This is a genomic window from Anoxybacillus sp. B2M1, assembly GCF_001634265.1.
Lineage (GTDB): Bacteria > Bacillota > Bacilli > Bacillales > Anoxybacillaceae > Anoxybacteroides > Anoxybacteroides rupiense.
This window is the reverse complement of the sequence record NZ_CP015435.1, coordinates 3396315-3422483: the sequence shown is the minus strand read 5'-3', so window position 1 is coordinate 3422483 and position 26169 is coordinate 3396315. Positions and strand designations below refer to the sequence as shown.

General features: G+C 42.7%; 21 protein-coding genes and 1 pseudogene. 1 reads left to right on the top strand and 21 read right to left on the bottom strand.

The annotated features are described in order from the left end of the window. Positions 1-30 precede the first annotated feature (30 nt). From GFC28_RS16640 to GFC28_RS16580, 13 genes are all read right to left on the bottom strand, one after another. Positions 31-429, bottom strand: coding sequence for a hypothetical protein (locus GFC28_RS16640; protein ID WP_044745961.1), 399 nt, complete (start codon positions 427-429; stop codon positions 31-33). A 113-nt stretch (positions 430-542) separates the two neighbouring features. Beyond that, a complete protein-coding gene (gene speD, locus GFC28_RS16635) occupies positions 543-917 on the bottom strand; it encodes an adenosylmethionine decarboxylase (RefSeq protein ID WP_044745960.1) in 375 nt (124 codons plus the stop codon). A 513-nt stretch (positions 918-1430) separates the two neighbouring features. Continuing rightward, a complete protein-coding gene (locus GFC28_RS16630) occupies positions 1431-2459 on the bottom strand; it encodes a glyceraldehyde-3-phosphate dehydrogenase (RefSeq protein ID WP_044745959.1) in 1029 nt (342 codons plus the stop codon). Positions 2460-2580: 121 nt separating this feature from the next. Further along, positions 2581-3180: a dephospho-CoA kinase gene (gene coaE / locus GFC28_RS16625; RefSeq protein WP_044745958.1), complete on the bottom strand. Its 600-nt coding sequence runs from the start codon at positions 3178-3180 to the stop codon at positions 2581-2583. Positions 3181-3194: 14 nt separating this feature from the next. Then, a complete protein-coding gene (mutM, locus tag GFC28_RS16620) occupies positions 3195-4019 on the bottom strand; it encodes a DNA-formamidopyrimidine glycosylase (protein ID WP_044745957.1) in 825 nt (274 codons plus the stop codon). 15 nt (positions 4020-4034) lie between these two features. Next, the gene (polA, locus tag GFC28_RS16615) at positions 4035-6668 is read right to left on the bottom strand and encodes a DNA polymerase I (RefSeq protein ID WP_044745956.1); all 2634 of its coding nucleotides are present in this window, start codon (positions 6666-6668) and stop codon (positions 4035-4037) included. 664 nt (positions 6669-7332) lie between these two features. Then, positions 7333-9087, bottom strand: a complete 1755-nt coding sequence (gene pnpS, locus GFC28_RS16610) for a two-component system histidine kinase PnpS (RefSeq protein ID WP_044745955.1) — start codon at positions 9085-9087, stop codon at positions 7333-7335. After that, positions 9080-9793: a response regulator transcription factor gene (locus tag GFC28_RS16605; protein WP_044745984.1), complete on the bottom strand. Its 714-nt coding sequence runs from the start codon at positions 9791-9793 to the stop codon at positions 9080-9082. The genes pnpS and GFC28_RS16605 overlap by 8 nt, the downstream gene beginning before the upstream one ends. A 248-nt stretch (positions 9794-10041) precedes the next feature. Next, on the bottom strand, positions 10042-10512 hold the full coding sequence (locus tag GFC28_RS16600) for a MaoC/PaaZ C-terminal domain-containing protein (RefSeq protein WP_044745954.1): 471 nt from the start codon (positions 10510-10512) through the stop codon (positions 10042-10044). 87 nt (positions 10513-10599) lie between these two features. Then, positions 10600-11538 carry a malate dehydrogenase gene (mdh, locus tag GFC28_RS16595; protein WP_044745953.1) on the bottom strand — a complete coding sequence of 313 codons (939 nt, stop codon included), beginning with the start codon at positions 11536-11538 and terminating at the stop codon, positions 10600-10602. Positions 11539-11558: 20 nt separating this feature from the next. Next, the gene (icd, locus tag GFC28_RS16590) at positions 11559-12833 is read right to left on the bottom strand and encodes an NADP-dependent isocitrate dehydrogenase (protein WP_044745952.1); all 1275 of its coding nucleotides are present in this window, start codon (positions 12831-12833) and stop codon (positions 11559-11561) included. 75 nt (positions 12834-12908) lie between these two features. Then, positions 12909-14027, bottom strand: a complete 1119-nt coding sequence (gene citZ / locus GFC28_RS16585; protein ID WP_044745951.1) for a citrate synthase — start codon at positions 14025-14027, stop codon at positions 12909-12911. Positions 14028-14324: 297 nt separating this feature from the next. Beyond that, positions 14325-14780, bottom strand: a complete 456-nt coding sequence (locus GFC28_RS16580) for a DUF441 domain-containing protein (protein ID WP_044745983.1) — start codon at positions 14778-14780, stop codon at positions 14325-14327. A gap of 280 nt (positions 14781-15060) precedes the next feature. Between GFC28_RS16580 and ytvI the strand changes: the two genes are divergently transcribed. Next, positions 15061-16179, top strand: coding sequence for a sporulation integral membrane protein YtvI (ytvI, locus tag GFC28_RS16575; protein ID WP_044745950.1), 1119 nt, complete (start codon positions 15061-15063; stop codon positions 16177-16179). A 124-nt stretch (positions 16180-16303) separates the two neighbouring features. Here the strand turns inward: ytvI and GFC28_RS16570 are convergent, their stop codons facing one another. From GFC28_RS16570 to dnaE, 8 genes and pseudogenes are all read right to left on the bottom strand, one after another. Beyond that, on the bottom strand, positions 16304-16693 hold the full coding sequence (locus tag GFC28_RS16570) for an FxsA family protein (protein WP_044745949.1): 390 nt from the start codon (positions 16691-16693) through the stop codon (positions 16304-16306). 67 nt (positions 16694-16760) lie between these two features. Beyond that, the gene (gene pyk / locus GFC28_RS16565) at positions 16761-18521 is read right to left on the bottom strand and encodes a pyruvate kinase (RefSeq protein ID WP_044745948.1); all 1761 of its coding nucleotides are present in this window, start codon (positions 18519-18521) and stop codon (positions 16761-16763) included. A 49-nt stretch (positions 18522-18570) separates the two neighbouring features. Continuing rightward, on the bottom strand, positions 18571-19530 hold the full coding sequence (gene pfkA, locus GFC28_RS16560; protein ID WP_044745982.1) for a 6-phosphofructokinase: 960 nt from the start codon (positions 19528-19530) through the stop codon (positions 18571-18573). A gap of 232 nt (positions 19531-19762) precedes the next feature. Continuing rightward, the gene (gene accA / locus GFC28_RS16555; RefSeq protein ID WP_044745947.1) at positions 19763-20740 is read right to left on the bottom strand and encodes an acetyl-CoA carboxylase carboxyl transferase subunit alpha; all 978 of its coding nucleotides are present in this window, start codon (positions 20738-20740) and stop codon (positions 19763-19765) included. Further along, positions 20725-21597, bottom strand: coding sequence for an acetyl-CoA carboxylase, carboxyltransferase subunit beta (gene accD / locus GFC28_RS16550; RefSeq protein WP_044745946.1), 873 nt, complete (start codon positions 21595-21597; stop codon positions 20725-20727). Before accD ends, accA begins: the two co-directional genes overlap by 16 nt. Next, positions 21590-22225, bottom strand: a complete 636-nt coding sequence (locus GFC28_RS16545; RefSeq protein ID WP_044745945.1) for a FadR/GntR family transcriptional regulator — start codon at positions 22223-22225, stop codon at positions 21590-21592. Before GFC28_RS16545 ends, accD begins: the two co-directional genes overlap by 8 nt. 23 nt (positions 22226-22248) lie before the next feature. Next, a pseudogene (locus GFC28_RS19895) lies at positions 22249-22653 on the bottom strand (malic enzyme-like NAD(P)-binding protein); the annotation flags it as partial. Between the two features lie 158 nt (positions 22654-22811). Then, a complete protein-coding gene (dnaE, locus tag GFC28_RS16535; RefSeq protein WP_044745943.1) occupies positions 22812-26153 on the bottom strand; it encodes a DNA polymerase III subunit alpha in 3342 nt (1113 codons plus the stop codon). Positions 26154-26169: the final 16 nt, after the last annotated feature.

Genomic DNA, 26169 nt, shown 5'->3' with positions numbered 1-26169 from the left:
CACTCCATTTTAATAGCCTTTTCTTTTCATTCACCCATTGATTCCAGAACCTATATAAGGAAGACGTTGGTCGATCTTTTGATATAAATCAATCACAATGCGGCGGCTCCATCCAAAATCGAACGGCAAAAGCTTTGTGTCTGTTGTAACAGAAAAATCAATGGCCGTTTCAAATGGGCGAACAGAAATGACCGTAATGACAATAAACGCCTTTCTTCCGCGACGAGTCGCTACGCTAAACTCTCCTCGTTCTTCAGAAATAGAAAGCAGCTCGTACTCATGAGAAGAAGCGATTAATTCTTTAACGGCTTTGATGGCACTAGCGGCCGTTGTTTTGTAATAGCGGCTTTGCAATTGCTCATCCTCGTGATTTTCTCTTGTCTCACAATGGTTGGTCAATCCGTATTTTAACTTGCTCCAAACACTCATCGATCGCCGCTCCTTGCTTTATTCTTTATCATTATGATACCATTAGTGCCCCATGTATGTACAACACAAAAAAAGAGGTGTATGCAACACCTCTTTTGCGTTCATTTTATTCATTATAGAACTTTGGCATTTTTTATTTCAATTGGACCCATTCCACGAGGAAGCTCAATCGTTTCTCTTGTTTGTGCTCCTAAAGCTTCCGCGATATAATCCGCAGCAATCGTTGGGTCCAAATGCCCACACGTATAAACATCAATGCTTGCATATCCATGTTCAGGAAAACTATGAATCGTTAAATGAGATTCAGAAATAATAACAACACCACTTACTCCTTGGGGAGCAAATTTGTGAAATGCTACCTCACGAATTTCCGCACCTGATTTTAGTGCTGCATCAACAAATGTTTTTTCAATAAATTCCATATCATTCAGCTTATCAAAATCGCATCCCCATAACTCTGAGATAACGTGACGACCCATTGTGTCCATCTAAATCATCCCCCTTTAACAAATTTTACAAAAAAATAAGCATGAAATTCTTTTGCAAATGGCATGTATAACTACCACGGGGGAAAGTTAGTCCAAAGAGGTCCTAACCCTTTAAGTAGTCACATTACCGTGCGTTTAAGAAGTTCACGAAACATAGTATACTTGGTTTATTTTTTTTTTGCAATACACTTTTTCATTTTTTATGCTTATCGTGTCAGATAAAATCGATTCACTTGTTGTCCTTGGGCTCTATACATGATGATGAATGAACGGTATCTGGCAAAACTCACAGCAGGAGGGCTTGGGTCACTTTCCTCGGCTACGCCAAAGGGATGACGGCTCACCGATCATTGAACCCCATGCAAATATTGAGCAGTCCAAGTGACATCTGTCCTAAAAATTCTCCATTCATTGAAATAAGGAGGATTTTCAACTTTACAATGGCGTCAACATTTTTTGGCATAAACGTCGATATAATAAAAAGCGCTGAATGATAGTCAGCGCTTTTTACATTTATGCGTTCACTTGCAAATTTTCCATCATTTTACTCGCTACTAAATTCGTTAAATCAACAACGCGGCAAGAATAGCCCCATTCATTGTCATACCATGCCAATACTTTTACCTTGCGTCCTTCCATTACCATCGTTGACAAGCCATCGATAATGGCCGAATGAGGATTGGTGTTAAAATCAATAGAAACAAGCGGCTCTGTTGTAAAATCAAGAATCCCTTTTAGCGGACCGTGAGCTGCGTTAATCAATGCTTCATTTACAGCTTCAACCGTTACGTCTGTTTTTACGTCTACAACCAGATCGACTAATGATACATTTGGTGTCGGAACGCGAAGAGCCATTCCGTGCAATTTTCCTTTTAAGTGAGGCAATACTAATGCAAGAGCTTTCGCCGCACCTGTTGTTGTTGGAATAATGGATTGCGCGCAAGAACGGGCGCGCCGTAAATCTTTATGAGGATTGTCAATATTTTTTTGGTCATTCGTATAAGCATGAACGGTTGTCATTAAGCCATTTTCAATGCCAAACGCTTCATCTAGCACTTTAACGACCGGCGCTAAACAGTTTGTTGTGCACGAAGCATTGGAAATGATAAAATGCTGGGCAATATCAAGCATCTCTTCATTGACGCCCATTACGATCGTAATATCCTCATTTTTTCCAGGCGCAGTTAAAATGACACGTTTCGCACCTGCCTCTAAATGCAGACTTGCTTTTTCCTTGGAATTGAACTTTCCGGTCGCTTCAATCACAATATCAATATCTAATTCTTTCCATGGAAGCTCTTTCGGGTCACGGGAATTTAATAATTGTACTTTTTTCCCATTCACAAGAAGCCCATCTTCTAACGCCACTACTTCTCCCGCAAACTTTCCATGGTTGGAATCATATTTTATTAAATGAGCTAACGTTTCAGCTGGATAGCTCGCATTAATCGCAACGATTTCAAAGTTTTCCGCATCGATAGCGTTTCGGAATACCATTCTTCCGATTCTTCCAAACCCATTAATCGCTACTTTTGCTTTCATTGAATTTTCTCCCCTTAAATATATGTTATACTAATTATCTTCTTTCGTATAATTAGTATAGCATATATTTGTTTTTTGTATAGAGTAAATCATGTAAAAAATAAAAAAAGGCGTCCTGTTTTTACAGGACGTTCCACATTTTTAAAATATAAAGCAATTGTTCACGTGTTCTTTCAATGGTTCCATTATTATCAATGACCGCATCCGCATAGCTTTTTTTGTCGCTGAGCGGCATTTGCGCCCGAATGCGCGCTACGGCGTCTTCTTTAGCTAAGCCATTTCTCTTTATTAACCGCTCCAGTTGAATCGCTTCATCTACATAGACCACAATCATTTTATCTACAAGATGAAAGAGCTGACTCTCTATTAAGAGCGGAATATCTAAAACAACAGCGTTAGCACCGTTACGAAGAAATGTTTCTTTTTGTTCGAGCATTTTTTTCCTGACAGCCGGATGAACAATTGCATTCAACCGTTTTCTTTTTTCCTCATGGTGGAATACGATGGATCCAAGTTTCGTACGGTTAATTTCTCCATTTTCTTGAAGAATTTCGCTTCCAAATTCCTTGACAATTTGCTTATAGGCTTCTTCACCAACCCGGACGACTTCTCTGGCAATAAGATCGGCATCCACCACTGGAATGCCAAATTCCTTGAGCATGTGCGATACCGTACTTTTTCCGCTCGCAATTCCTCCTGTCAATCCGATTGTTAATGCCACTTTCCTCCCCCCATTCAATGCTGGCATTGTTCGCAATAATGGGTACCGCGGCCGCCAATCGTCATTTTCTGAATGGCATGGCCGCATCGTCTGCACGGCTCCCCTTTGCGACCATAAACAAACAGCTGTAGCTGGAAAGTGCCGCTCTCTCCTTGTGTATTCACATATGTTCGAACCGTGCTTCCCCCTTTTTCAATGGCTTCACGGAGCGTCGCCACAATCTCTCCATGAAGGCGTTTCATCTCTTCGTCCGTTAATGAAGAAGCCTTTCGTTCTGGATGAATGCTAGAGCGAAACAGTACTTCATCGACATAAATGTTACCGAGCCCAACGACAATGGTTTGATCTAAGAGGGCGCTTTTAATCTTTCGAGCTGTTTTTTGCAGCTTTCCCGCCAAAAAATCCGGTGTAAACGATGGGGAGAACGGCTCAGGCCCCAATTGGAGCAGCGGAGAATGCCGTTCCTCCTCTCCTGTTCGGAACAAATGCATCGTCCCAAACTTTCGTATATCGCGATATCTCAGCTCTGTTCCATCGGTAAACTCAAAAACAACATGTGTGTGCGGCTCAAGCGGCACACCTGTTGTTTGCAACAAATAGCGGCCCTCCATCCGCAAATGAGACACAAGCACGTATTCATCTAATAAAAATTTCAAAAATTTTCCACGACGATCAATCTGATGAATCGTCTGCCCTTGTAACGTTTGGACAAACATACCGATATCGGCAGGTCGCTTAATGATATTGGGCCAAAGCACTTTAACATCTTGAATCGTTTTACCAACAGTCAATGGAATCAATGTCCGCTTGACTGTTTCAACCTCTGGAAGCTCCGGCATTGCTGATCCCTCTCTCTATTTCGCATCATACCAAGTCGGTCCAAAATGGTAATCGACTTTCAGCGGCACACGCAGTTCAATGGCCTGTTCCATCACTTCCGGAACAAGCTGCTTCAGCCGCTCAATCTCTGATTTCGGCGCTTCTAAAATTAGCTCATCGTGCACCTGCAGCAAAATTCGTGCTTGCAGCTCCTCCTGCTTCAACCGCTCAGCTAAATCAATCATCGCTTTTTTTATAATATCGGCCGCACTTCCTTGAATCGGCGTATTCATCGCTGTTCGTTCAGCAAAACTGCGCAGATTAAAATTCCGGCTCGTAATATCCGGCAAATAGCGACGGCGATGCAACAGCGTAGTCACATAACCTGTTTGTTTGGCATAGCGAACAATATCCTCCATGTATTGCTTAACTCCAGGAAAGCTTGCAAAATACCGTTCAATAAATTGCGCTGCTTCCTTTCTTGAAATATTCAAGTTTTGCGATAAACCGTAATCGCTAATACCGTATACAATGCCAAAATTAACGGCCTTTGCTTGGCGGCGCATTTGTGATGTCACTTTTTCTTCACTTACATGAAAAATATCCATGGCTGTTTTTGTATGAATATCAAGATCATTGCGAAACGCTTCAATTAAATTTTGATCATTGGCGATATGTGCAAGAACGCGCAGCTCAATTTGTGAATAATCAGCCGCAAAAATCACCCAATCCGGTTCTGATGGAATAAACGCCTGACGAATTTTTCGTCCTTCTTCCAGACGGATCGGAATATTTTGCAAGTTCGGTTCTGTCGAGCTGAGACGTCCGGTTTGGGTCAGCGCTTGGTTAAAGATGGTATGCACCTTATTTGTATCCTGATGCACTACTTTTAGTAATCCCTCTACATAAGTAGAATACAGCTTTCCAAGCTGGCGGTAATGAAGAATTTTCTCCACAATTTCATGGTAAGGAGCCAGCTTTTCTAATACATCGGCAGAAGTGGAATAGCCTGTTTTTGTTTTCTTAATAACCGGCAGCTGCAATTTTTCAAATAACACTACTCCCAGTTGTTTTGGCGAATTAATATTAAATTCTTGCCCCGCAGATTGGTAAATGTCTTGCTCGATCATCTTCAACTGCTCGTTAAGCTCTTCTCCCATATTACGCAGCCTTTGGACATCCACTTTGACCCCGGTGAATTCCATTTCTGCTAAAATGAGCGTCAACGGCAATTCGAGTTCAGTCAATAACAAATATTGCTCGTTTGCTTTGAGATCAGCAACGAATTCTCGTTTTAAGGCTCGAATCGCTACGGCTTTGCGAACGAGATGGTCAGCTAAGCTTTTTTTATCAGGGATTGCCTGTTTCGCACCTTTTCCATATACCGCTTCATCCGGCTGTACTTCTGTATATTGCTTAGTTTTAGCTACAGAAGCGACATCGTCGGTTGAATGTGAAGGATTTAAAAGGTACGAAGCAATGAGCAAATCAAAATCGATCCCTCTCATTTCAATGCCTTGCCATTTTAAAGCGACAAGCGCTCTTTTAGCATCAAATACGCTTTTCTTCTTTTTCTCATCCTCAAGCCAAGCCTTAAAAATGGGCGATGATAAGGCGACATCGGTCGGAATAAACAGGGTTTTCTTTTCACTGGCCAATGCAAAACCAAGAATCGGCGCTTTGTGATAGTTTGCTTCAAGCACCTCCACAATCAGTGCCGCTTCGTCCGCCAGCATGGTCTCGTCCACTTCCTCAACCGTTTCATAATCAATGTTTGCTAATTCTGTCTGAACATCCGGGTCTTCATTCTGTTCCAGCTTCCCTAGCAAGGAATTAAATCCAAGCTCTTTAAATAAAGCGATCACCTTATCAAGATTGTAGCCTGTATATTTCGTATCTTCTAATGTGATTTCAAGCGGAGCATCGCGCAAGATGGCGGCTAACTGCTTGCTAAGAAGCGCCAGTTCGCGATTTTCTTTGAGATTTTCTTTCAGCTTGTTCCCGCTGACCTGTTCAATGGATTCTAAAAGCCGCTCAACAGTGCCAAATTCCTTCAGCAATTTTAACGCTGTTTTTTCACCAACACCCGGCACTCCTGGAATATTGTCCGATGCATCTCCCATAAGACCTTTTAAATCAACAATTTGCGGTGGAGTAAGCCCATATTTCTCTTGAATCGTTTCCGGCGTATACGGTTCCACATCCGTAATTCCTTTGCGAGTAATCGCAACGGTTACATGCTCAGAAGCAAGTTGTGTTAAATCGCGGTCGCCTGAAATCACCTTAATTTCAAATCCTTCTTGCTCTGCTTTTGTGCAAAGCGTGCCGATAATGTCGTCTGCCTCGTAGTTATCAAGCTCGTACGAGCGAATTTGATAGGCATCTAGCAACTCACGCAAAAGCGGGAATTGCTCGGATAGCTCCGGTGGAGTTTTTTGCCTTCCACCTTTATAATCTTGAAAAGTTTCATGGCGAAAAGTGGTTTTTCCAGCATCAAAAGCGACAAGCATGTGTGTCGGCTTTTCTTCCTCCAAAATTTTCATCAGCATCATCGTAAATCCATAGACAGCATTCGTATGGATGCCTTTTTCATTATGTAAAAGCGGCAATGCGAAAAACGCACGATACGCGATGCTATTGCCGTCAATGAGTACAAGTTTTTTTCGCAAAATGAGTCCCTCCTCACCACGATCGTCCAGATTAAACAGTTTGTTCGCTAGCACAACGACGCTCGGAAAAATCCTGCCGCTTGCTCTCTTCACACATTTGTGAGCCCATGGCTTTCAGATCCGCTTATAAGTCTGCGAAGCGGCGTGTTCGACCGCCAAAAAACAACACGATGTCCATATTCATCTGTTTTGTTACATCTATATAGCCAATTCCTGCTAAATCTCCTAAAAAAGACGAGCGTTTGATTCATTCCTTCTTTTTTATTTTATCATGATTAACGGCAGAATGAAAAAAAGACGAGAACATTTTTTCGTTCTCGCCTCTCAAGGGTTGGCTCCTTGGATGAAGGGGTTTTCAGTATGAGTGTAGCAAATATTTATGAACACACAGTAAAGAAGCGATTAACTTTTTGTAAAATTGCATGCATCATTCCCAAACAACCATGCGCCTGTCCGTTCTCCCATATAGAATATCACTTGAACATTGAACATATAGTCCGTCCATTCAAAAGCAGCATTTCCATTTTTCTGACGATCGGAAGCAAGCCGCTGACTTGCCTAGCCTGACCAAAAGGCTGGTATAAATTTTATATCGTTCGACTGATCCTCTTCGGTCCAGATTGTATAGGCGACATACTGTCTTATTTCCTGGTCAAATCCGCATTCAACCTATATGGTTCTTTGGAAAATGCACTGTGAATGTTGTACCATGGCCGACTTTACTTTTTACTGTCATATATCCGTGATGCGCTTCCACTAAATGCTTAACGATCGCCAATCCTAACCCCGTTCCTCCTGAGTTGCGGCTTCTTGCTTTATCGACACGATAAAATCGCTCAAAAATGCGGGGAATTTCCTGCTCTTCAATCCCAATGCCTGTATCTGAAATATGGACAAGCACTTCATCATTCTGTTCCTCAATGCTCGCTTCTACTCGTCCAGACTTTTGCGTGTAAGTAAGAGCATTTGTAATCAAATTAATAAAGATTTGCTTCAGACGATCGCCGTCGCCAGTCAAATAAATTTGTTTAGCAGCATGTAAGCGCAAATCAATTTCCTTCTCCTGTGCCTTGCCGCGAAACATGACCATTAACTCTTCCAAAAGTTGTGTCATATTCACCTTCTCGAGCTGAAGCTGAAATCCTTGTTGTTCAATTTTGGATAAATCCAACAATTCCTGAACAAGGCTTTGTAGCCGTTCACTTTCATTCAGAATGATGGATAAAAAATGCTCCAACGCCCGTTCATCTTTCATCGCCCCATCCAACAGGGTTTCCGCAAATCCTTTAATGGATGTAATAGGCGTTTTCAGCTCATGCGACACATTGGCGACAAAATCTTTTCTCATTTGCTCCAGCTTTTTGAGCTCGGTAATATCATGAAAAACAAGGACAATTCCTTTCCATTCATCATTTGTTCCAATAATGGGCGCCCCGTATACCTCAAAATGCTTTCGCTCAATATCGATTGTCAAAACAAGCTGTTTGCGCACTTTGGTTTCCTTCATAAAAATTTCGTTGACGAGTTCAATGATTTCTTGATGAGAGAAAGCTTCCGTATACAGACGATGTAAATAATCAACAGGACGAATGTGGAAAATTTCTTTATAGGATCGATTGACAAGATTAATGTAGCCGCGGCTGTCAATCAGAATCAGACCGCTGCCGACATTTTCAATCAACGTATGCAAACGGTCCGTTTGCATTTCTTGAATTTTGTTCATTTCTTGCAAATTGCGCGCCAAAATATTAATGGACTGGCTGAGCATCCCCGTTTCATCACTACGCGTTTCATAAACTCTTGCCTTATAGTTGCCGCGCGCCAACTCAAACGCCACCGTTGTCGCTGCCTCAATCGGCTTCATATAATGATCAGCGATTTTAAGACCTAGAAAAATAATCACAATTAACGCAGTTCCTAAACTGCTAATTAATACTCCCCAAATTTGTTGGTTAATTTTTTTTAGAGAGTTGACAGGAGAGCTTAAAATAACATAGCCACCATTTTTTCCGTTTTTTGAAAACGGCACGATGTAATAGTAAACATCTTGTTTTTCTTCAATAATAGAAGGATGATTTCTTTTCTTGCTGTGCAAAATATCGCGCACAATTTGTTCATGAGCGCGATCGCTAATATTAGCAAGGCGCCCCGTATCTAGCAGCGTCCGCTCTTGGTTATCAAGCACGGTAATACGAGAGGCTAACGTTTCGCTCATATCTGCCATTTGCGATCGAACCACATCGATATTTTGCCGTTCAAGCAAAAGAGCGATCATTTCTGCTTCTTTTTCAATTCGCTTGTTCATGGTCTCTAAATAAAAATCTTTAAATAGTTGACCAAGCAAAAGACCAAGACAAATCAGAACGGTTACAATCAAAGAAACAAGAGCAAATAAAAGCCGTGAACGAGGACTAGACATCCATTTTCGGCTCCTCAAGTTTATATCCTAAACCGCGAATGGTTTTAATATATACCGGTTTTTTTGTATTTTGCTCAATTTTTTCACGCAAATGGCTGATGTGTACATCAACGATGCGGGTATCGCCAGCAAAATCATAGTTCCATACAGCGCTAAGCAGCTGATCGCGCGTCAGTACCCTCCCTTTATGCTTGGCCAAATAAACGAGTAATTCAAACTCTTTCGGTGTTAACTCAAGACGCTCCCCTTGAAAATAGGCTTCATAATGTTCAGGAAGAATTTCTAAATCAGCAATACGAATTTTATGAGGATCTTCCGCTTCTTCATGCCCTTGCTGCGATGGAATTCGTCGTAAAATCGCCTTGATGCGCGCCAATACCTCGCGCGGACTAAAAGGCTTTGTCATGTAATCATCGGCTCCAAGCTCCAAGCCTAACACTTTATCGAATTCATCGTCCTTTGCCGTCAGCATTAAAATGGGAAGCATGATTTTTTGTTGGCGCAGCTGCTTGCAAACCTCGATTCCATCCATTTTCGGAAGCATTAAATCAAGAATCATTAAATCGGGTTGCTCGCGAACTGCTTTTTTCATTCCTTCTTCTCCATCATTTGCAGTAATCACTTCAAATCCTGCTTGTTCTAAATTATACTGCAAAAGCGTTACAATGGATGGCTCATCATCAACAACCAACACTTTTTTGCCCATATTTTCCTCCATAAAAAAGATCTCTTCATTATTATACCATACTATAAATCCTTTTTATGAGCCATCCTGCTTATAACGCCTATTGAATTTATCGACACCGCCTTTTATGAATCCAGTTTTATAAAAGCTAAAGCACCCTTTCACCACAAAAAAAGATTCGCTCCTCTATTTCAAGAAACGAATCGCTCAAACGACAAGCATATCATTCTCTTTTCAAAAAACCGCTTCTTTTCTAAAACAGAAAGGAATCAAAAGTTTTCCAAGAAACGGCTGTCTAACATGGAGATCGCATACGGAGGACAAACCGTCACCGTGCCCTCCAACACCTTTTCTGTTTCATCGCGAAGCGCCTCAACAGCAATGATAATCGAATGATCTTCTGCATTGACATCTTGCACTTCAAATAAAAATTGTAAATTCTCGTAATGATAAACAGGTTTCAAAAAATCAAGATAATGCTTCTTGATATGACTTCCAGGACCAGGCAAATATTTGGAGATAGCAGATGTGATCATTCCCGTCAGCATAACCGTTGGGACAATCGGTTTCTTGAGCGGTGTTTGTGAAGCATAGTCATGCTGAATATATAAAGGATTCGAATCGTCTGTTAATCCAAGATAAAGCAACAAATCTTTATCCTCGATTTTTGAATTAATCACTAACTTTTCTCCGACCGTGATTTCTGATATATTTCTCCCTAGTTTTCGTTTTTTAAGCATGATTTACACCCCTTTGTTCAGAAAGCGCTTCCAAGTTGTCGTAGAAGCAAACATTCGAGAAAAAATCCCGAATGCTTGCACGCTTCATTATTCCAATACCTTCATCACATTTTTTACAGATTCAACCGACTTGGCAAGAGCCTGTTTCTCTTCATCCGTCAGCTCTAACTCAATCACTTTCTCGATTCCATTTCCGCCTAAAATAGTTGGTACTCCCAAATAAATGCCTGCATAGCCGTATTCTCCTTCAAGATAAGCAATAGCCGGAAGCACACGGCGTTGGTCTTTGAGAATCGCTTCAACCATTTCAGCGAGAGAAGCAGCGGGAGCGTAATACGCACTGCCGTTTCCGAGCAGATTGACGATTTCACCGCCGCCTTTGCGCGTGCGCTCCACAATCGCATCTAACCGTTCTTTCGGAATGAGCGTTTCAAGCGGAATACCGCCAGCATACGAATAACGCACAAGCGGAACCATATCATCCCCATGGCCGCCTAACACAAAACCAGTAATATCTTTCACAGAAAGGTTTAATTCCTGTGCAACAAATGTGCGGAAACGTGCTGTATCAAGCACACCTGATTGGCCAATCACACGATTTTTCGGAAAGCCAGACTCTTTGTACACGGTATATGTCATCGCATCAACAGGATTTGTCAGCACAATAATATAACAATTCGGAGAATATTTAACGATTTCCTGGGTTACAGCCTTCATGATTTTTTGATTGGTTGTAACAAGATCGTCCCGGCTCATTCCCGGTTTACGGGCAATACCTGCTGTGATGACCACGATATCGGAATCCGCTGTATCGGCGTAATCAGATGTACCGATAATGTTGGCGTCAAAGCCTAGTACAGGGCTGGATTCAAGCATATCAAGCGCTTTTCCTTTAGTCGGATTTTCCAATTGTGGAATATCCACAAGGACAACATCCCCAAGTTCTTTTTGCGCTAAAATAAATGCCGTTGTCGCCCCCGTAAACCCTGCACCAATCACAGATATTTTTTTACGTTTAACCGCCATTTGTTACCGTCTCCCCTCTATTATTCTCCCATATTACGGATCAATGCATCAGCAAACTCAGAGCACTTCACTTCTGTTGCTCCTTCCATCAGACGGGCGAAATCGTAGGTGACGACTTTCGAAGCAATTGTTTTCTCCATGGATTCAATAATCAGCTTAGCCGCTTCATTCCAGCCAAGGTGCTCAAACATCATGACGCCTGACAAAATAACAGAGGATGGATTTACTTTGTCTAATCCTGCATATTTTGGAGCCGTGCCATGAGTCGCTTCAAAGATGGCATGCCCTGTTTCATAGTTAATATTTGCACCTGGAGCAATGCCAATACCTCCTACTTGAGCTGCCAAGGCATCTGAAATATAGTCACCGTTCAAATTCATAGTCGCGACAACATCAAACTCACGTGGACGCGTTAAAATTTGTTGCAAGAAAATATCAGCAATCGCATCTTTAACGATAATTTTTCCTGCTGCTTCCGCTTCAGCCTGAGCTTTATTTGCAGCCTCTTTTCCTTCCGCTTCAACGATGCGATCATATTCCGCCCATGTAAAGACTTTATCTCCAAATTCTTGCTCTGCAAGCTCATAGCCCCAGTTTTTAAATGCGCCTTCCGTAAATTTCATAATGTTTCCTTTATGTACGAGCGTAACAGACTTGCGGCCGTGCTCGATAGCATAGTTGATGGCTGCTCGAACGAGACGTTTAGTTCCCTCCTCGGAAATCGGCTTAATACCGATACCAGATGTTTCCGGGAAGCGAATTTTACGAACGCCCATTTCATTTTGCAAAAAGTGAATCACTTTTTTCACTTCTTCAGTGCCTTTGGCATACTCAATTCCGGCATAAATATCTTCTGTATTTTCACGGAAAATAACCATATCCGTATCTTCAGGACGTTTCACTGGAGAAGGCACGCCATTGAAGTAACGGACTGGGCGCAAGCAAACAAACAAATCAAGCTCTTGACGAAGCGCGACATTCAATGAACGAATCCCTCCGCCGACAGGGGTCGTTAATGGGCCTTTAATGGCAATTATGTATTCGCGAATCACATCCAACGTTTCTTGAGGCAGCCATTCTCCCGTTAGCTTATATGCTTTTTCGCCAGCAAGAACTTCTTTCCAAGCAATTTTCTTTTCTCCTTTATAGGCTTTTTCAACCGCAGCTTCTAGCACGCGGGAGGCTGCCGCCCAAATATCAGGGCCTGTCCCATCACCTTCAATGAAAGGGATAATCGGATTGTTTGGTACGTTTAACACACCGTTTGTGACTGTAATTTTTTCACCTTGAACCACTTGTAACAACCTCCAATGTATTAATGTGAAGGGCGAGAACATGTATAGCCATCTTCACGCCCTGTTTCCCTAAAGTTAGCCTCTTTGTTCAATCGGAACATAAACTTGTTTCGCCGGTCCAGTATACTCAGCACGCGGACGAATGAGACGGTTGTTCTCATACTGTTCTAAAATATGTGCGAGCCAACCTGACATCCGGCTGACAGCAAAAATCGGCGTGAATAAATCATGATCAATTCCTAAACAATGGTAAACCGATGCAGAATAAAAGTCAACGTTCGGCGGCAACGGTTTTGTTGAATTCATGATTTCCTCAATTTTTACCGACATTTCATACCAATGCGGCTGTCCAACAAGCTTTGTAAGCTTCTCTGACATTTTCTTCAGATGTTTAGCCCGCGGATCACCTTTGCGGTAAACGCGATGGCCAAAGCCCATGATTTTTTCTTTGTTTGCTAATTTTTTCTGAACATATGGTTCCACATTCTCAACGGTGCCGATTTCTGTAAGCATTTTCATAACGGCTTCATTTGCACCGCCATGAAGCGGCCCTTTTAACGCGCCGATCGCAGCTGTAATTCCAGAATAGATGTCAGACAGCGTCGCTACACAGACTCGCGCTGTAAATGTCGATGCATTTAATTCATGATCCGCATGCAATACAAGCGCTTTATCAAATGCTTCGACAGCGGTTTCATTTGGTTCGCTGCCTGTCAACATATACAAAAAGTTCGCAGCAAAGCCTAAATCAGGGCGTGGGGCCACAGGATCTAACCCTTTACGAATGCGAGAAAAAGCTGTCACAATTGTCGGAATTTTCGCTTGCAAACGAATCGCTTTGCGATAATTTGCTTCCGGATCCATGATGTCAGCTTCTTCATCATATAAACCTAACAAAGAAATGGCTGTACGCAGCGCTGCCATTGGATGTACTTTCTCAATTGGATACAATTTGAAATGCTCAATAATTTCAGATGGAATGGTTGCGTTTTCTGCCAGTTGCTTCCGTAACTCTTCTAGTTGCTGCCTTGTCGGAAGCTCACGATGCCAAAGCAGATAAACAACCTCCTCAAACGTCGCATTTTCAGCCAAATCGTCAATATCGTAGCCCACATATGTTAATGTGTCATCAATAATTGAGCTGATGCTGGACGTCGTTGCGACAACCCCTTCTAGACCTCGTGTTACTGTCATATACATCTCTCCTTTTCTCTAAAAATTCCCCTTCTCCCATTGCAGTACATCATCCGAGAGCGAGCGCTTGCTCAAAATCATTGAATAAAAGTCCATAAAGAAAATGCTTACATTTTATATTGTATTCATACTGCCCTTATTCAGCTGCTACATGACAGCACGAATATCTACAAACATGTATAAATGATGAAAATAAATATAAAAGAAAAGGGCTGTTGTCTATATTATAAACAATTATCTGACTTTTGTGAATCAAAACGACTTATTCTCTATAATATTATCATAAAAAAATGATTTTCATAAATATTCTATCACCTTCATAACCATATACGCAATGCCTGCACCAATCAGCGGACCAACAGCTACGCCGTGGAAAAGAGAGACGGCAATAATCGTGCCAAGCACAAGAGCGGCGGTCATATGCGGATCCGTGGACAACAGCGTCACTCCTCCTTTAGCTATTAAAGCAACAAATACGCCAGACAAAAGCGCGATCCAAGCAGATAGCGACTGAAGCGAAGCACCAAGCTGCTTAAATCCAATTTCCCCTGTCGCAATTGGCGCAAGCACGGCAATTGTAATCACTGTCACTCCCCAATTAATTCCTTTTGCCTGAATAACTGGCAGCCACTTTCCTTCCAATCCGATCAGCTTAATCCCAAGCAGCACACCGACCGCAATAATGAGTGAATGATTTTTGGCTATCATGCCAATAAATAATAAAATGAGTAAAAATAATACAGATTGATTCAACAAGATCCTCTTCCTTTCTATGAATAAATTGAAACCTCTCGCTTTTCATTAGCGTATATAAAATGTAATATAATACTATACAGAAGAGTCTCATAACTTACCTTTACACCACGCGAACGAATGGCAACAACGCAACGCCGCTATCAGCTCCATCTACGAGCCTGTGAAGCGGTTTGATGTTCAGTGACTCGACTGTGTAAAAACAACATGAGCTTCATGTCCATACGAATATGAAGTGATATCTATATAATATTTATAGGAGAATTTCGGAGGTGGAATTTTGTCCCATAACCACTTATATAGCATTCTTCGCTTTCTTTTTGTCGTTGCGGCTGCTGTACTGGGTATCACTGCTATTTATTATGCGGCAACCGTTACATATCCCTTTATTATTGCTTTTTTTATTGCATTTATGATTAACCCATTAGTCAACTACTTAGAAAAAAAAGCAAAAATGCCGAGATCTTTAGCGGTTATTCTCATATTAGTTTTATTGTTTGCCGTCTTGGCAGGATTGGTTACGTTGCTGATCGCCGAGATTGTATCGGGCACTCAATATTTAGCAGCGGTAGTGCCGACCCATTTCCAAACGTTAGTTTTCTATATTGAGGACTTTTTTGCTAGCCAAATTATCCCAATATATAAAGATTGGGCCACTTTATTCAAAAGCCTAGATGCAAGCCAGCAAGATACCATTATGAACAACATTCAAGCGGTAGGCACAAAAGTGGCAACAACCGTCGGCGCATTTGTGCAAAATGTGCTGCAAAACATTCCACAGCTGATCGGCTGGCTGCCAAATGCAGCAACTGTCATTATCTTTTCATTGCTCGCTACATTTTTTATTAGTAAAGATTGGTATCGTTGGAGCGGCGCTGCTCAGCGTTTATTGCCGGCTAAAGCGCAAACGAGCGGACGTACCGTATTTATGAATTTAAAAAAGGCGCTGTTTGGTTTTATTAAAGCACAAGCGACGCTCATTTCGATTACAACCGTCATTGTTCTAATTGGCCTCCTGATTTTACGGGTCGATTACGCGATTACCATTTCGCTTATTATCGGTATCGTTGATATTTTGCCTTATCTAGGAACAGGAATTGTCTTTGTTCCATGGATTATATACTCCGCTGTCAGCGGAGACGTTCCCTTCGCCATCGGGTTGGGCGTTTTGTATATCGTTGTGCTTGTTCAACGGCAAATTATGGAACCTAAAGTTTTATCATCCTCGATTGGTCTTGATCCGCTTGCCACATTAATTGCTTTATTTGTTGGCTTTAAATTGCTCGGGTTTCTGGGCCTTATTGCGGGCCCGGTGCTCCTTGTCATTATTCGTGCTTTGCATAGTGCCAATGTATTCCGTGACATTTGGCAGTTTATTAAAGGAAAACCTAGCACATAAGATCATTGGTAGACAAAGTCCTTGTTGACTTTGTCTATCTCTATTTTAAGCATCCGTTCCTCTCAATTAGAAGCGCTTATCAACAGTTTGAAGAGCCCTTCTTTTCGTACATAGAAGGGCTCTCTTATCTTCTTACATAAAAAAATGTTTTGGTTTCAATCAACGTTTTTAGCCAGCGAGCGATGATGGGTTTGGCCATCCTTCTTGTAGCTGGAAAAAGCAGAAGGGAGCCAATGACATCAGTCAGAAAGCCTGGTACTAATAATAAAAAGCCGCCTGCTAATACGCATATTCCATCCAACAATGCCCCGTTTGGAAGACGCCCATGCATTAGTTCCCATCTTGCTTCCTGAAGCAAAGTCAACCCTTGACGCTTCGCTAACCACACTCCACCGATGCCGGTCATCGCGATACAAGCAATCGTCAGCCAGACTCCAACTAGGTGACTGAACAGGACAAATAAAGAGATCTCAAGAGCTGGAATAAGAATAAACAGCACCACCAAGATTTTCATTTGGCTCCATCCTTCCTTGGAAAAAATAAAAACAGAGAAGATTTGGACTTCTCTGTTTTATTATAGCTTATAACACGCTTGCATGTCCTTGATAGATGGCGCCGAAACCCGGATCCACTGTGATTTCTTGACCATCTTTTAAGATAGATGTAGCATTTGCTACTCCAACAATGACCGGAATGCCAAGACTTAGTCCAACAACAGCAGCATGGCTTGTTAAACCGCCTTCTTCAGTAATAATGGCGGCCGCTTTTCCAAGCTCTTCAATCATATCAGCATCCGTGTTATATGTGACTAGGATGCCGCCCTCGACCATTTTCTCCTTTGCTTCCTCTGCCGTTTTAGCAATTACCGCTTTTCCAAAAGCTGATTTGCGGCCGATGCCTTGTCCTTTCGCAATGATGTCACCAATGACATGCACTTTCATTAAGTTGGTTGAACCCGTTTCTCCAATCGGCACGCCCGCAGTAATCACCACTAGATCACCGTGTTTAGCGATGCCGGATTTTACGGCAGCTTCCACAGCAATATCAAGCATTTCATCGGTCGAATTAACGTGCGGTGCTACTTGTGTATATACTCCCCAAGCAAGCGCAAGTTTTCTTGACACAGCTTCGCTTGATGTAACAGCCATAATCGGCGCTTTTGGTCGATACTTCGAAATCATCCGTGCGGTTTGCCCGCTAACAGTCGGCGTGACAATAGCTGCCACATCCAGATTTAGCGCCGTATGAGCAACCGATTGGCCGATCGCATCCGTAATCGTCGTACCGCTCTCTTTTGTTCGCTGTACTAACAAATCACGATACTGCAACGCTTGCTCTGTGCGCAAGGCAATGCGATGCATCGTTTTTACAGCTTCGACCGGATAATGCCCTGCCGCTGTTTCTCCTGACAGCATAATCGCGTCTGTTCCGTCTAAAATGGCATTCGCGACATCGCTTGCTTCCGCTCGCGTTGGCCGCGGATTGCGCTGCATGGAGTCCAACATTTGTGTCGCAGTAATGACTGGTTTGCCAAGAGCGTTACATTTCTTGATTAGCTCTTTTTGTACAAGCGGAACCTCTTCTGCCGGAATCTCAACTCCTAAATCGCCGCGAGCCACCATCAATCCGTCTGCCACTTCAAGAATTTCATCAATATTATCGACGCCCTCTTGATTTTCAATTTTGGCAATGATTTTTATATCCAGCGCATTTTGCGCCTCAAGCAATTCACGAATCTCAAGCACATCTGAAGCGCGGCGCACAAAAGAAGCAGCAATAAAGTCAATTCCTTCTTCGATGCCGAACAAAATATCTTGGCGGTCTTTATCGGTAATGCCAGGCAAATTGACGCGAACTCCTGGAACATTGACCCCTTTTTTATTTTTCAGGATGCCGCTGTTTAATACTTTCGCGACAATTTCTCGTTCCTGTTTATGAACAGCGATTACTTCAAGAGCAATTAAACCGTCATCAAGCAAAATCTTATCGCCCAAATCAACATCGTTCATGAGCCCTTCATACGTGACAGAGAATTTTTCCTCTGTTCCTAGCACTTCATCCATCGAGATGATAATTTGCGAGTTTTCTTTTAATTCAATCGCCCCATTTTTCATATTGTGCGTACGGATTTCCGGGCCTTTTGTATCAAGAAGAATCGCTACTGTTTTTCTTGTCTGCTTGGCTGCTTCACGAATATTTTTTATTCGTTGTCCGTGCTCTACATAATCTCCGTGCGAAAAATTCAAACGCGCCACATTCATTCCTGCTTCAATAAGCTCAATAAGCGTTTCAACACTTTCGCTTGCGGGACCTATCGTACAAACAATTTTCGTTTTCCGCATTTTTGCATTCTCCCTTTCATCCATCTTTATGGTAACGATACCACGCTTTCTAGATGGAAAGTTCTTTTGACAATTGGTACATTTTTGGCTCAATCGTATGCTTGTGCGATAATGCTTCGATGATATCGTGATCCACTAGCTGATTATTTTGAATGCCGACACAGCGGCCCCCTTGTCCTTCAAGCAGCAGCTCGACTGCGCGCGCTCCTAAACGGCTTGCTAATACGCGATCGAATGCGGTCGGAGAACCGCCTCTCTGTACATGTCCCAATACCGTTACACGCGTTTCAAACCCGGTCGCCTCTTGAATTTTGCTGCCGAATTCGACTCCGCTTCCGACGCCTTCTGCGACAATAATAATACTATGTTTTTTCCCGCGTTCATGTCCTCGTTTTAAACGGGCGACGATATCATTCATATCATAGTCTGCTTCTGGGATTAAAATCGATTCAGCACCGCCTGCCAGCCCCGCCCAAAGCGCGATATCGCCAGCATGACGTCCCATGACTTCAATCACATATGTGCGTTCATGAGAGGTAGCTGTATCACGAATTTTGTCGATTGCATCAATCACGGTATTTAACGCTGTATCAAAACCGATTGTAAAATCCGTTCCAGGTATATCATTATCGATTGTTCCCGGCACCCCTACACATGGGTATCCGTGTTCGGTAAGCTTTTTTGCCCCTTGATAGGAACCGTCTCCGCCAATAACAACCAGCCCTTCGATTCCATGCTTTTGCAACTGTTCAATTCCTTTTAGTTGTCCCTCAAGTGTTTTAAATTCCGGGCAGCGTGCGGTATAAAGCATCGTTCCTCCGCGATGAATAATATCCCCTACATCGCCGATTTCTAGTTTCTTAATTTTTCCTTCAATGAGTCCTGCGTACCCGTGGTAAATACCAAAAACCTCTAATCCGTGATAAATGGCTTTACGCACAACTGCACGAATCGCCGCATTCATTCCTGGTGAATCGCCGCCGCTTGTTAACACACCTATTCTCTTCATTTTGCTCACCTCATGTTCATCGATCTTTCCATACCCCTTAAGATGTCCGACCTCATACATTGTATAAAATACCATGAAGAGTAGCTGAAAACAATAGAAAACTCTTGGTTGGCCTTAAATGAACCTCTCTCACCTACACGTCGTTTCGAAGGGAAAGGCTGCTCGATGGATATCGTTCAATTTTGATAGGCAAAAAGCTGTCCCAATCGATGAGACAGCTTCGTTTCTATTTTTATTTTACTTCTAAATAATCTTCTGAAAAAGCAATTTGACCGATTTGTCTAAATTTTCGATAGCGCTGTTCGACAAGAGCCAGGCCGTCTAATGGAAGGAGCTCCTGCAAAGATTGCTTCAGCACCGCATCAATCGATTGGGCTTGCTCATCTAAGTTGCGATGAGCGCCACCGCGAACTTCAGGAATAATTTCATCGATGACTCCAAGCTTTTGCAGGTCAGCAGCAGTAATCTTCATCGTTTCAGCAGCCCGTTTTGCAAGCGATGCATCCTTCCATAAAATCGCGGCGGCTCCTTCTGGAGAAATGACTGAGTACGTTGAATTCTCCAACATATGAATATGGTTGCCGACACCAAGCGCCAAAGCGCCGCCGCTTCCCCCCTCACCGATCACAATGCAAACCACCGGCACCGTCAATCCTGCCATTTCAAATAAATTTCTTGCAATTGCCTCACTCTGTCCGCGTTCTTCTGCGGCTTTTCCTGGATAGGCACCTTTTGTATCAATAAAACAAATAATCGGACGATTAAATTTTTCCGCTTGTTTCATCAGACGTAAGGCCTTGCGATATCCTTCCGGATGAGGCATCCCAAAATTGCGGCGAATGTTTTCCTTCGTATCTTTGCCGCGCTGATGACCAATTACAGTTACAGGAAGGCCATGATATTTCGCAATTCCTCCAACGATCGCTTCGTCATCGCCAAACAAGCGATCTCCATGGCATTCTAAAAAATTGGTAAACAGCCGTTCAATATAATCAAGCGTCGTTGGCCGATTCGGATGACGAGCAATTTGTACGCGATCCCATGGCGTTAAATTTGCGTATGTTTCATTTTCTAGCTTTTCAAGTCTCGCCTCGAGCTTTTCAATTTCCGCCGATAAATCTACATCGGCTGTTTGAGTGAACTCTTTTAATTCACTAATTTTCTTGCGCAATTCAATCAGCGGCTTTTCAAATTCTAATTCGCCCACCATTCGCCATCGCCTCCTGTCTGATGAATATCAAGCACATTCGCTAACGTCTCCTTTAATTCGTGCCGATGGATCACCGCATCAAGCTGTCCATGCTTAAGTAAAAATTCCGCTGTTTGAAAGTCTTCCGGCAGCTCCTCGCGCACGGTTTGCTCAATGACCCGGCGGCCGGCAAATCCAATTAATGCGCCAGGCTCAGCAAAATTATAATCGCCAAGTGAAGCAAAGCTTGCCGATACTCCTCCCGTTGTTGGATGGGTCATAATCGAAATGATCAGCCCGCCGTCATCGCTAAACCGCTTTAATGCCGCGCTCGTTTTCGCCATTTGCATCAGGCTCAGCACTCCCTCTTGCATACGTGCTCCCCCGGAAGCGGTGAAAATGACAAATGGCACCTGAAGCTCCCTTGCTTTTTCGACCGCTCGCGCAATTTTTTCACCGACAACGGATCCCATACTTCCCATACGAAACGCCGAGTCCATAACAGCAATGACAAGAGGGCGTTCATTTAATGTTCCCGTTCCTGTCACAACCGCTTCGTTTAATTGCGATTTGCGGCGATCTGCCTCCAATTTTTCAAGATAATCAGGGAACTGGAGGGGATTTTCGGAAATCATTTCTGAATCGTATTCCTGAAAGCTTCCTTCATCAAGCAAGCTATCAATGCGTTCGCGCGCTGGCAGAGGATGATGGTAGCCGCAGCTCATGCAAACACGCAAATTTTTCATTAGCTCTTTTGTATACATAATTTTTTTGCATTTTGGACATTTTGTCATAATTCCTTCAGGAACGTCTTGTTTTACTTGCTCTGAAGGAACAGAAGCATATTTTTTCTTTTTTGTAAATAGCTCTTTAAGCAAAGGGTGTTCCCTCCTTTGGCAATCGGTATAATGGTGTGGCCGTATTCTCGGTCAACAATTTGAGAGCATCAAGAAGCTGTTGCTTTTCTAAAACGATGTGCATTTGCTGGTAAAAAGCAAGCGGAAACGATCGTGTATCATGATGAAGCTGGAAAAAATCGCTTAGAACTCGCCAAATCCGTTCAAGCAAATAATTATTTCCTACTTGAAATACCCACTGAAAAAATGTTTCATAGTCAATGGAATGTTGATCAATCATCGCTTTAAGCTCATTCAGCTGTTCTTTCGTTCTGCGCTCGCATGCTAGCGTCAAGCCAAGCTGTTCGATCAGCTGCTTTGTTTCCACGAGGTCAGCATTGGCTTTTTTTTCTTGTAAAATAAACATGCCTAGCAATTGAATGAACTGATGCTCACCAAATTTCTTTAAATAGGTTCCTTCTCCGCGTCTCGTTTCAATAAGCCCAAGAAATTCAAGGGAGCGGAGCGCTTCCCTTACAGAGGAACGCCCCGCCTTCAGCCTTTCGGACAATTCCCGCTCAGAAGGAATTTTATCTCCTGCGACAAGCCCGTCTTCTTCAATAATATGATAAATACTTTGCAAAATTTCAACGTATACTTTTTCCGTCATCCTTTCATGATCACTCGCCTACATCATCGCTGCATTTGTCTTGTTTTACTCTCCATTCCTTCAGAACTCATACGAATGCGGGCAGCTCCTGTCTTCACCGCTGGCTTAGCTGCAACAACCGATGCGAACCGCGGATCAACTGGTACGCCATTCATCTTCTGAAACAAGTGAAGCGACTGCTTCCACAGCAACGATTTTCATTTTTTCATTCATTTATCGCGCCGAACCTCTAAAGCACCTCGGAAGATGCCTGGAAACGCCAGAACATGATCGACTTGATTCGGATCATCCGATCATCCTGTTCCAACGACAACAGCTCCTGCTTGAAGTGCTTCTTTCGGCATCATTTCCAGAACCGGATTGGCCATTGCAAAAATCATTGGCCGGCCATTCAGCGAACGAATCATTTCCGCTATCCAAGCTCCAGCTATCATTTCTCGCTTTCCTTCATGCGCTTTATGAATATATAAGGCCTCTTTACGCAAAGACACATACATTCATTCCTTTAAATATGAAACGACCATAACTGGTCTGACCACCTAATGTTTATACAATATAATAAAATGAAGCATTAGTAAAGAAAACATTATTTTAGCACAACATATGTGCCTCCTAACAATGCTTTTAATTCTGCTAGGCAGTCAGCAGAAGCGTTCACTTGGTATTCGTCAGACAGCTTCACCGTTTTGCGCTCTTTTTCATAATAGAGAACGACAGGTACATAACCGTGATGATGCTCCAAAATCGTTTTGAGCTTTGCCATTTTTCCGCTGTGAATATGATCAGGGCAAATTTTTAAATAAAGCGTTGGCTTGTCCAGCTCATCGAGCGGAATCACCTTTTTGATAATGAAATGAATCGCCGCTTGCCGGACTTCTATTTTTCCTTCCAGCAACAAAATCTCGCCTTTTTTTAAGGAAGAATGATAGCGATGATACACTTCAGGAAAAGCAATAGCGGACAATTCGCCGCTTTCATCGCTTACTGTCAAAAACGACATTTCTTCGCCTTTTTTCGTTCTCGTCTTGCGCTCCAAAAGAATATAGGCGCCAATCCGTAAATAGGAGCCGTTTTGCTCTTTTTTGATCGAACTGACCGGCACTGCTCCTGCCGCTTGAAATTGATCAAGATGCGCTAAAACGGGATGAGGCGAGACATACACACCAAGCAAATCCTTTTCATATTGAAGCTTTTCGTCAAAAGAAAACGGAGAGGCTTCTACATATTTTGGTTTAAAAGATAGTCCGGCTATGTTTGATTGATCGCTTTCATCATACTCATAATATGGTCCCATCAGTTCAGCATGCTCCATCGCTACTTCGACACTTGCCAGCAATGTTGCACGCTCAATGCCAAATTCATCAAAACAACCTGCCAATATGAGAGATTCGATCATTTTCCGATTCACCGTTTTTTTGGATAGGCGAAGACAAAAATCGAATAAATCGGAAAACGGACGTTTTTTTCTTTCTTGAATAATCGCGTTGACCGCTTGAGCACCAACATGCTTAATCGCTGCAAGACTATAACGGATTGATCCGTTTTCAATGGAAAATGAATAATAGCTTCGATTAATCGAAGGCGGAAGCAGCACAATCTTCCGTTGTCTCATCTCTTGTATGCATGAGCTCACTTTTTCTTCGTCTCCAATGGAAACAGTCAATAAAGCCGCATAAAAATATAGCGGATAATGCGCTTTTAAATAGGCCAATTGATAGGAAATCATACTGTAAGCAACCGCATGGCTTCGGTTAAATCCATAATTGGCAAAGCGGACAATCAAATCGTATAGTTCATGAGCAAGCGTTTTGTCATATCCTTTCTCCATACATCCTTTGACAAAGCGGGATCGCTCTTGATCAAGAATCTCCTTGTTCTTTTTCCCTATCGCTCGCCGCAATAAATCAGCTTGACCTAATGAAAAGCCAGCCATTTTTGCTGCTATTTGCATAATCTGCTCTTGATAAATCAAGACCCCGTATGTTGACTGTAAAATAGGAGCAAGGTCCGGATGAAGAAAGACAGCGGCTTCATGCCCATGCTTTCTTTTGATATATATTGGAATAAAGTCTATCGGTCCCGGACGATATAAAGCATTGACGGCGACAATATCCTCAAATTGCGACGGTCTTAGCTGCTTCAGTACGTTTTTAATCCCTTCTGATTCCAATTGAAAAATTCCTGTTGTATCTCCTCTGCTTAGCAAGGCAAACGTTCGTTCATCGTGGAGCGGAATATTTTGTACATCAACAAATTTCCCTGTTTTTTGATAAATCAGCTTGCACACATTGCTAATGAAGGTTAAAGTACGCAGGCCAAGAAAATCCATTTTCAACAAACCAAGCTGTTCTAATACGTCCATTGGATATTGAGTTAAGTAAATGTCGCCATGCCCTTGCTGCAACGGTACGATGTCCGACAGTGGCTGTTCGCTTATCACCACCCCGGCCGCATGAGTGGATGAATGCCTTGGAAGCCCTTCCAATCGCAATGCTGTAGCAAAGACTTTTCGCAGCTCTGGCGATGTCTGAACAGCTTTTTTTAACAAAGGGACCTGGTCATATGCTTCTTGCAGTGTGATCCCCATTTTGTTAGGGATATGCTTTGCGATTTGCTCTATTTCTTCCGGACGCACTCCCATGGCCTTAGCGACATCGCGAATAGCGGCTCGCGCTCCAAATGTACCAAATGTAATAATTTGAGCAACATGTTGCGTTCCGTATTTGCGTGCCACATACTGAATCACTTCATCGCGCCGCTCATCCGGAAAATCGATATCAATATCAGGAAGAGAAACGCGTTCAGGATTCAAAAAACGCTCAAATAATAAACCATACTGAACAGGGTCGACATGGGTAATATACAGAGTAAAGGCCACAAGCGATCCCGCAGCTGAACCGCGTCCCGGTCCCATTGTGATTCCTTGTTCTCGCGCAAAGCTGATAAAATCAGCGACAATTAAAAAATAGTCGCTAAAATTCATCTCCTCAATCGTTTTGAGCTCATAACGAAGGCGCTCAAGATATTCCGATGATGGAGACGGGATGCGTTCATATAATCCTTTCAAACAAAGACGCTCCAAATGCTGATGAACATTTTCGTTTGCTGGTACAGGATATTTAGGAAGCCGCAATCTGCCTAATTCAATGTCAACTTGGCACAGGGAAGCAATTTTTTCCGTATTGCTTACTGCTTCAGGCAAATCAGCAAACAGGCTTGCCATTTCATCGGTTGATTTTAAATAGTATTCGTCACTTCCAAGCGTTCTCCTTCCTTCATCATGAAGTTTCATCCCCTGCTGAATTGCAAGCAAGCAATCGTGAACGAAAGCATCTTCCTTCTCGATGTAACGCACATCGTTGGTAGCAACAAGCGGCGTATTCGTTTCCTTGCTCAGCTGTACAAGCTCATGCTGCCATTTTTCTTCCACACCATGCCGTTGAACCGCCAGATAAAAAGCATCCTCTCCAAATAGTTGTTTATAGGAGGCCATGCACTTGAGCGCTTTTTCGAACTCATTTCTTCTCACTAATGACTCAACATAACCATCCTTTCCTGGAGAAATGGCGATCAGCTCATTGCTATAACGCTGAAGCCGTTCTTCTGGGATTCCATCAGGTTCACTTGTTTGAATGATGCTGCTAATTTTCATTAAATGGCGATAACCTATATTGTTTTTTGCTAAAAGCACCAGCGGATACGCTTCCCTCTCTCCCACTTTAATATGTGTAATCATACCGATGATCGGTTTAATCTGATATTTTTGGCATTCTTGATAGAAAGTCACCGCCCCGTATAGTACGTTTTCATCTGTTAAAGCTAACGACCTAAAACCCAGTTCACTCGCTCTTTTCACTAAATCATGAATTTTTACTGCACTCTTTAACAAGCTATAGCCGCTCCGTACATGAAGGTGGACAAACGACAATGCTCCTCCCTCCTTT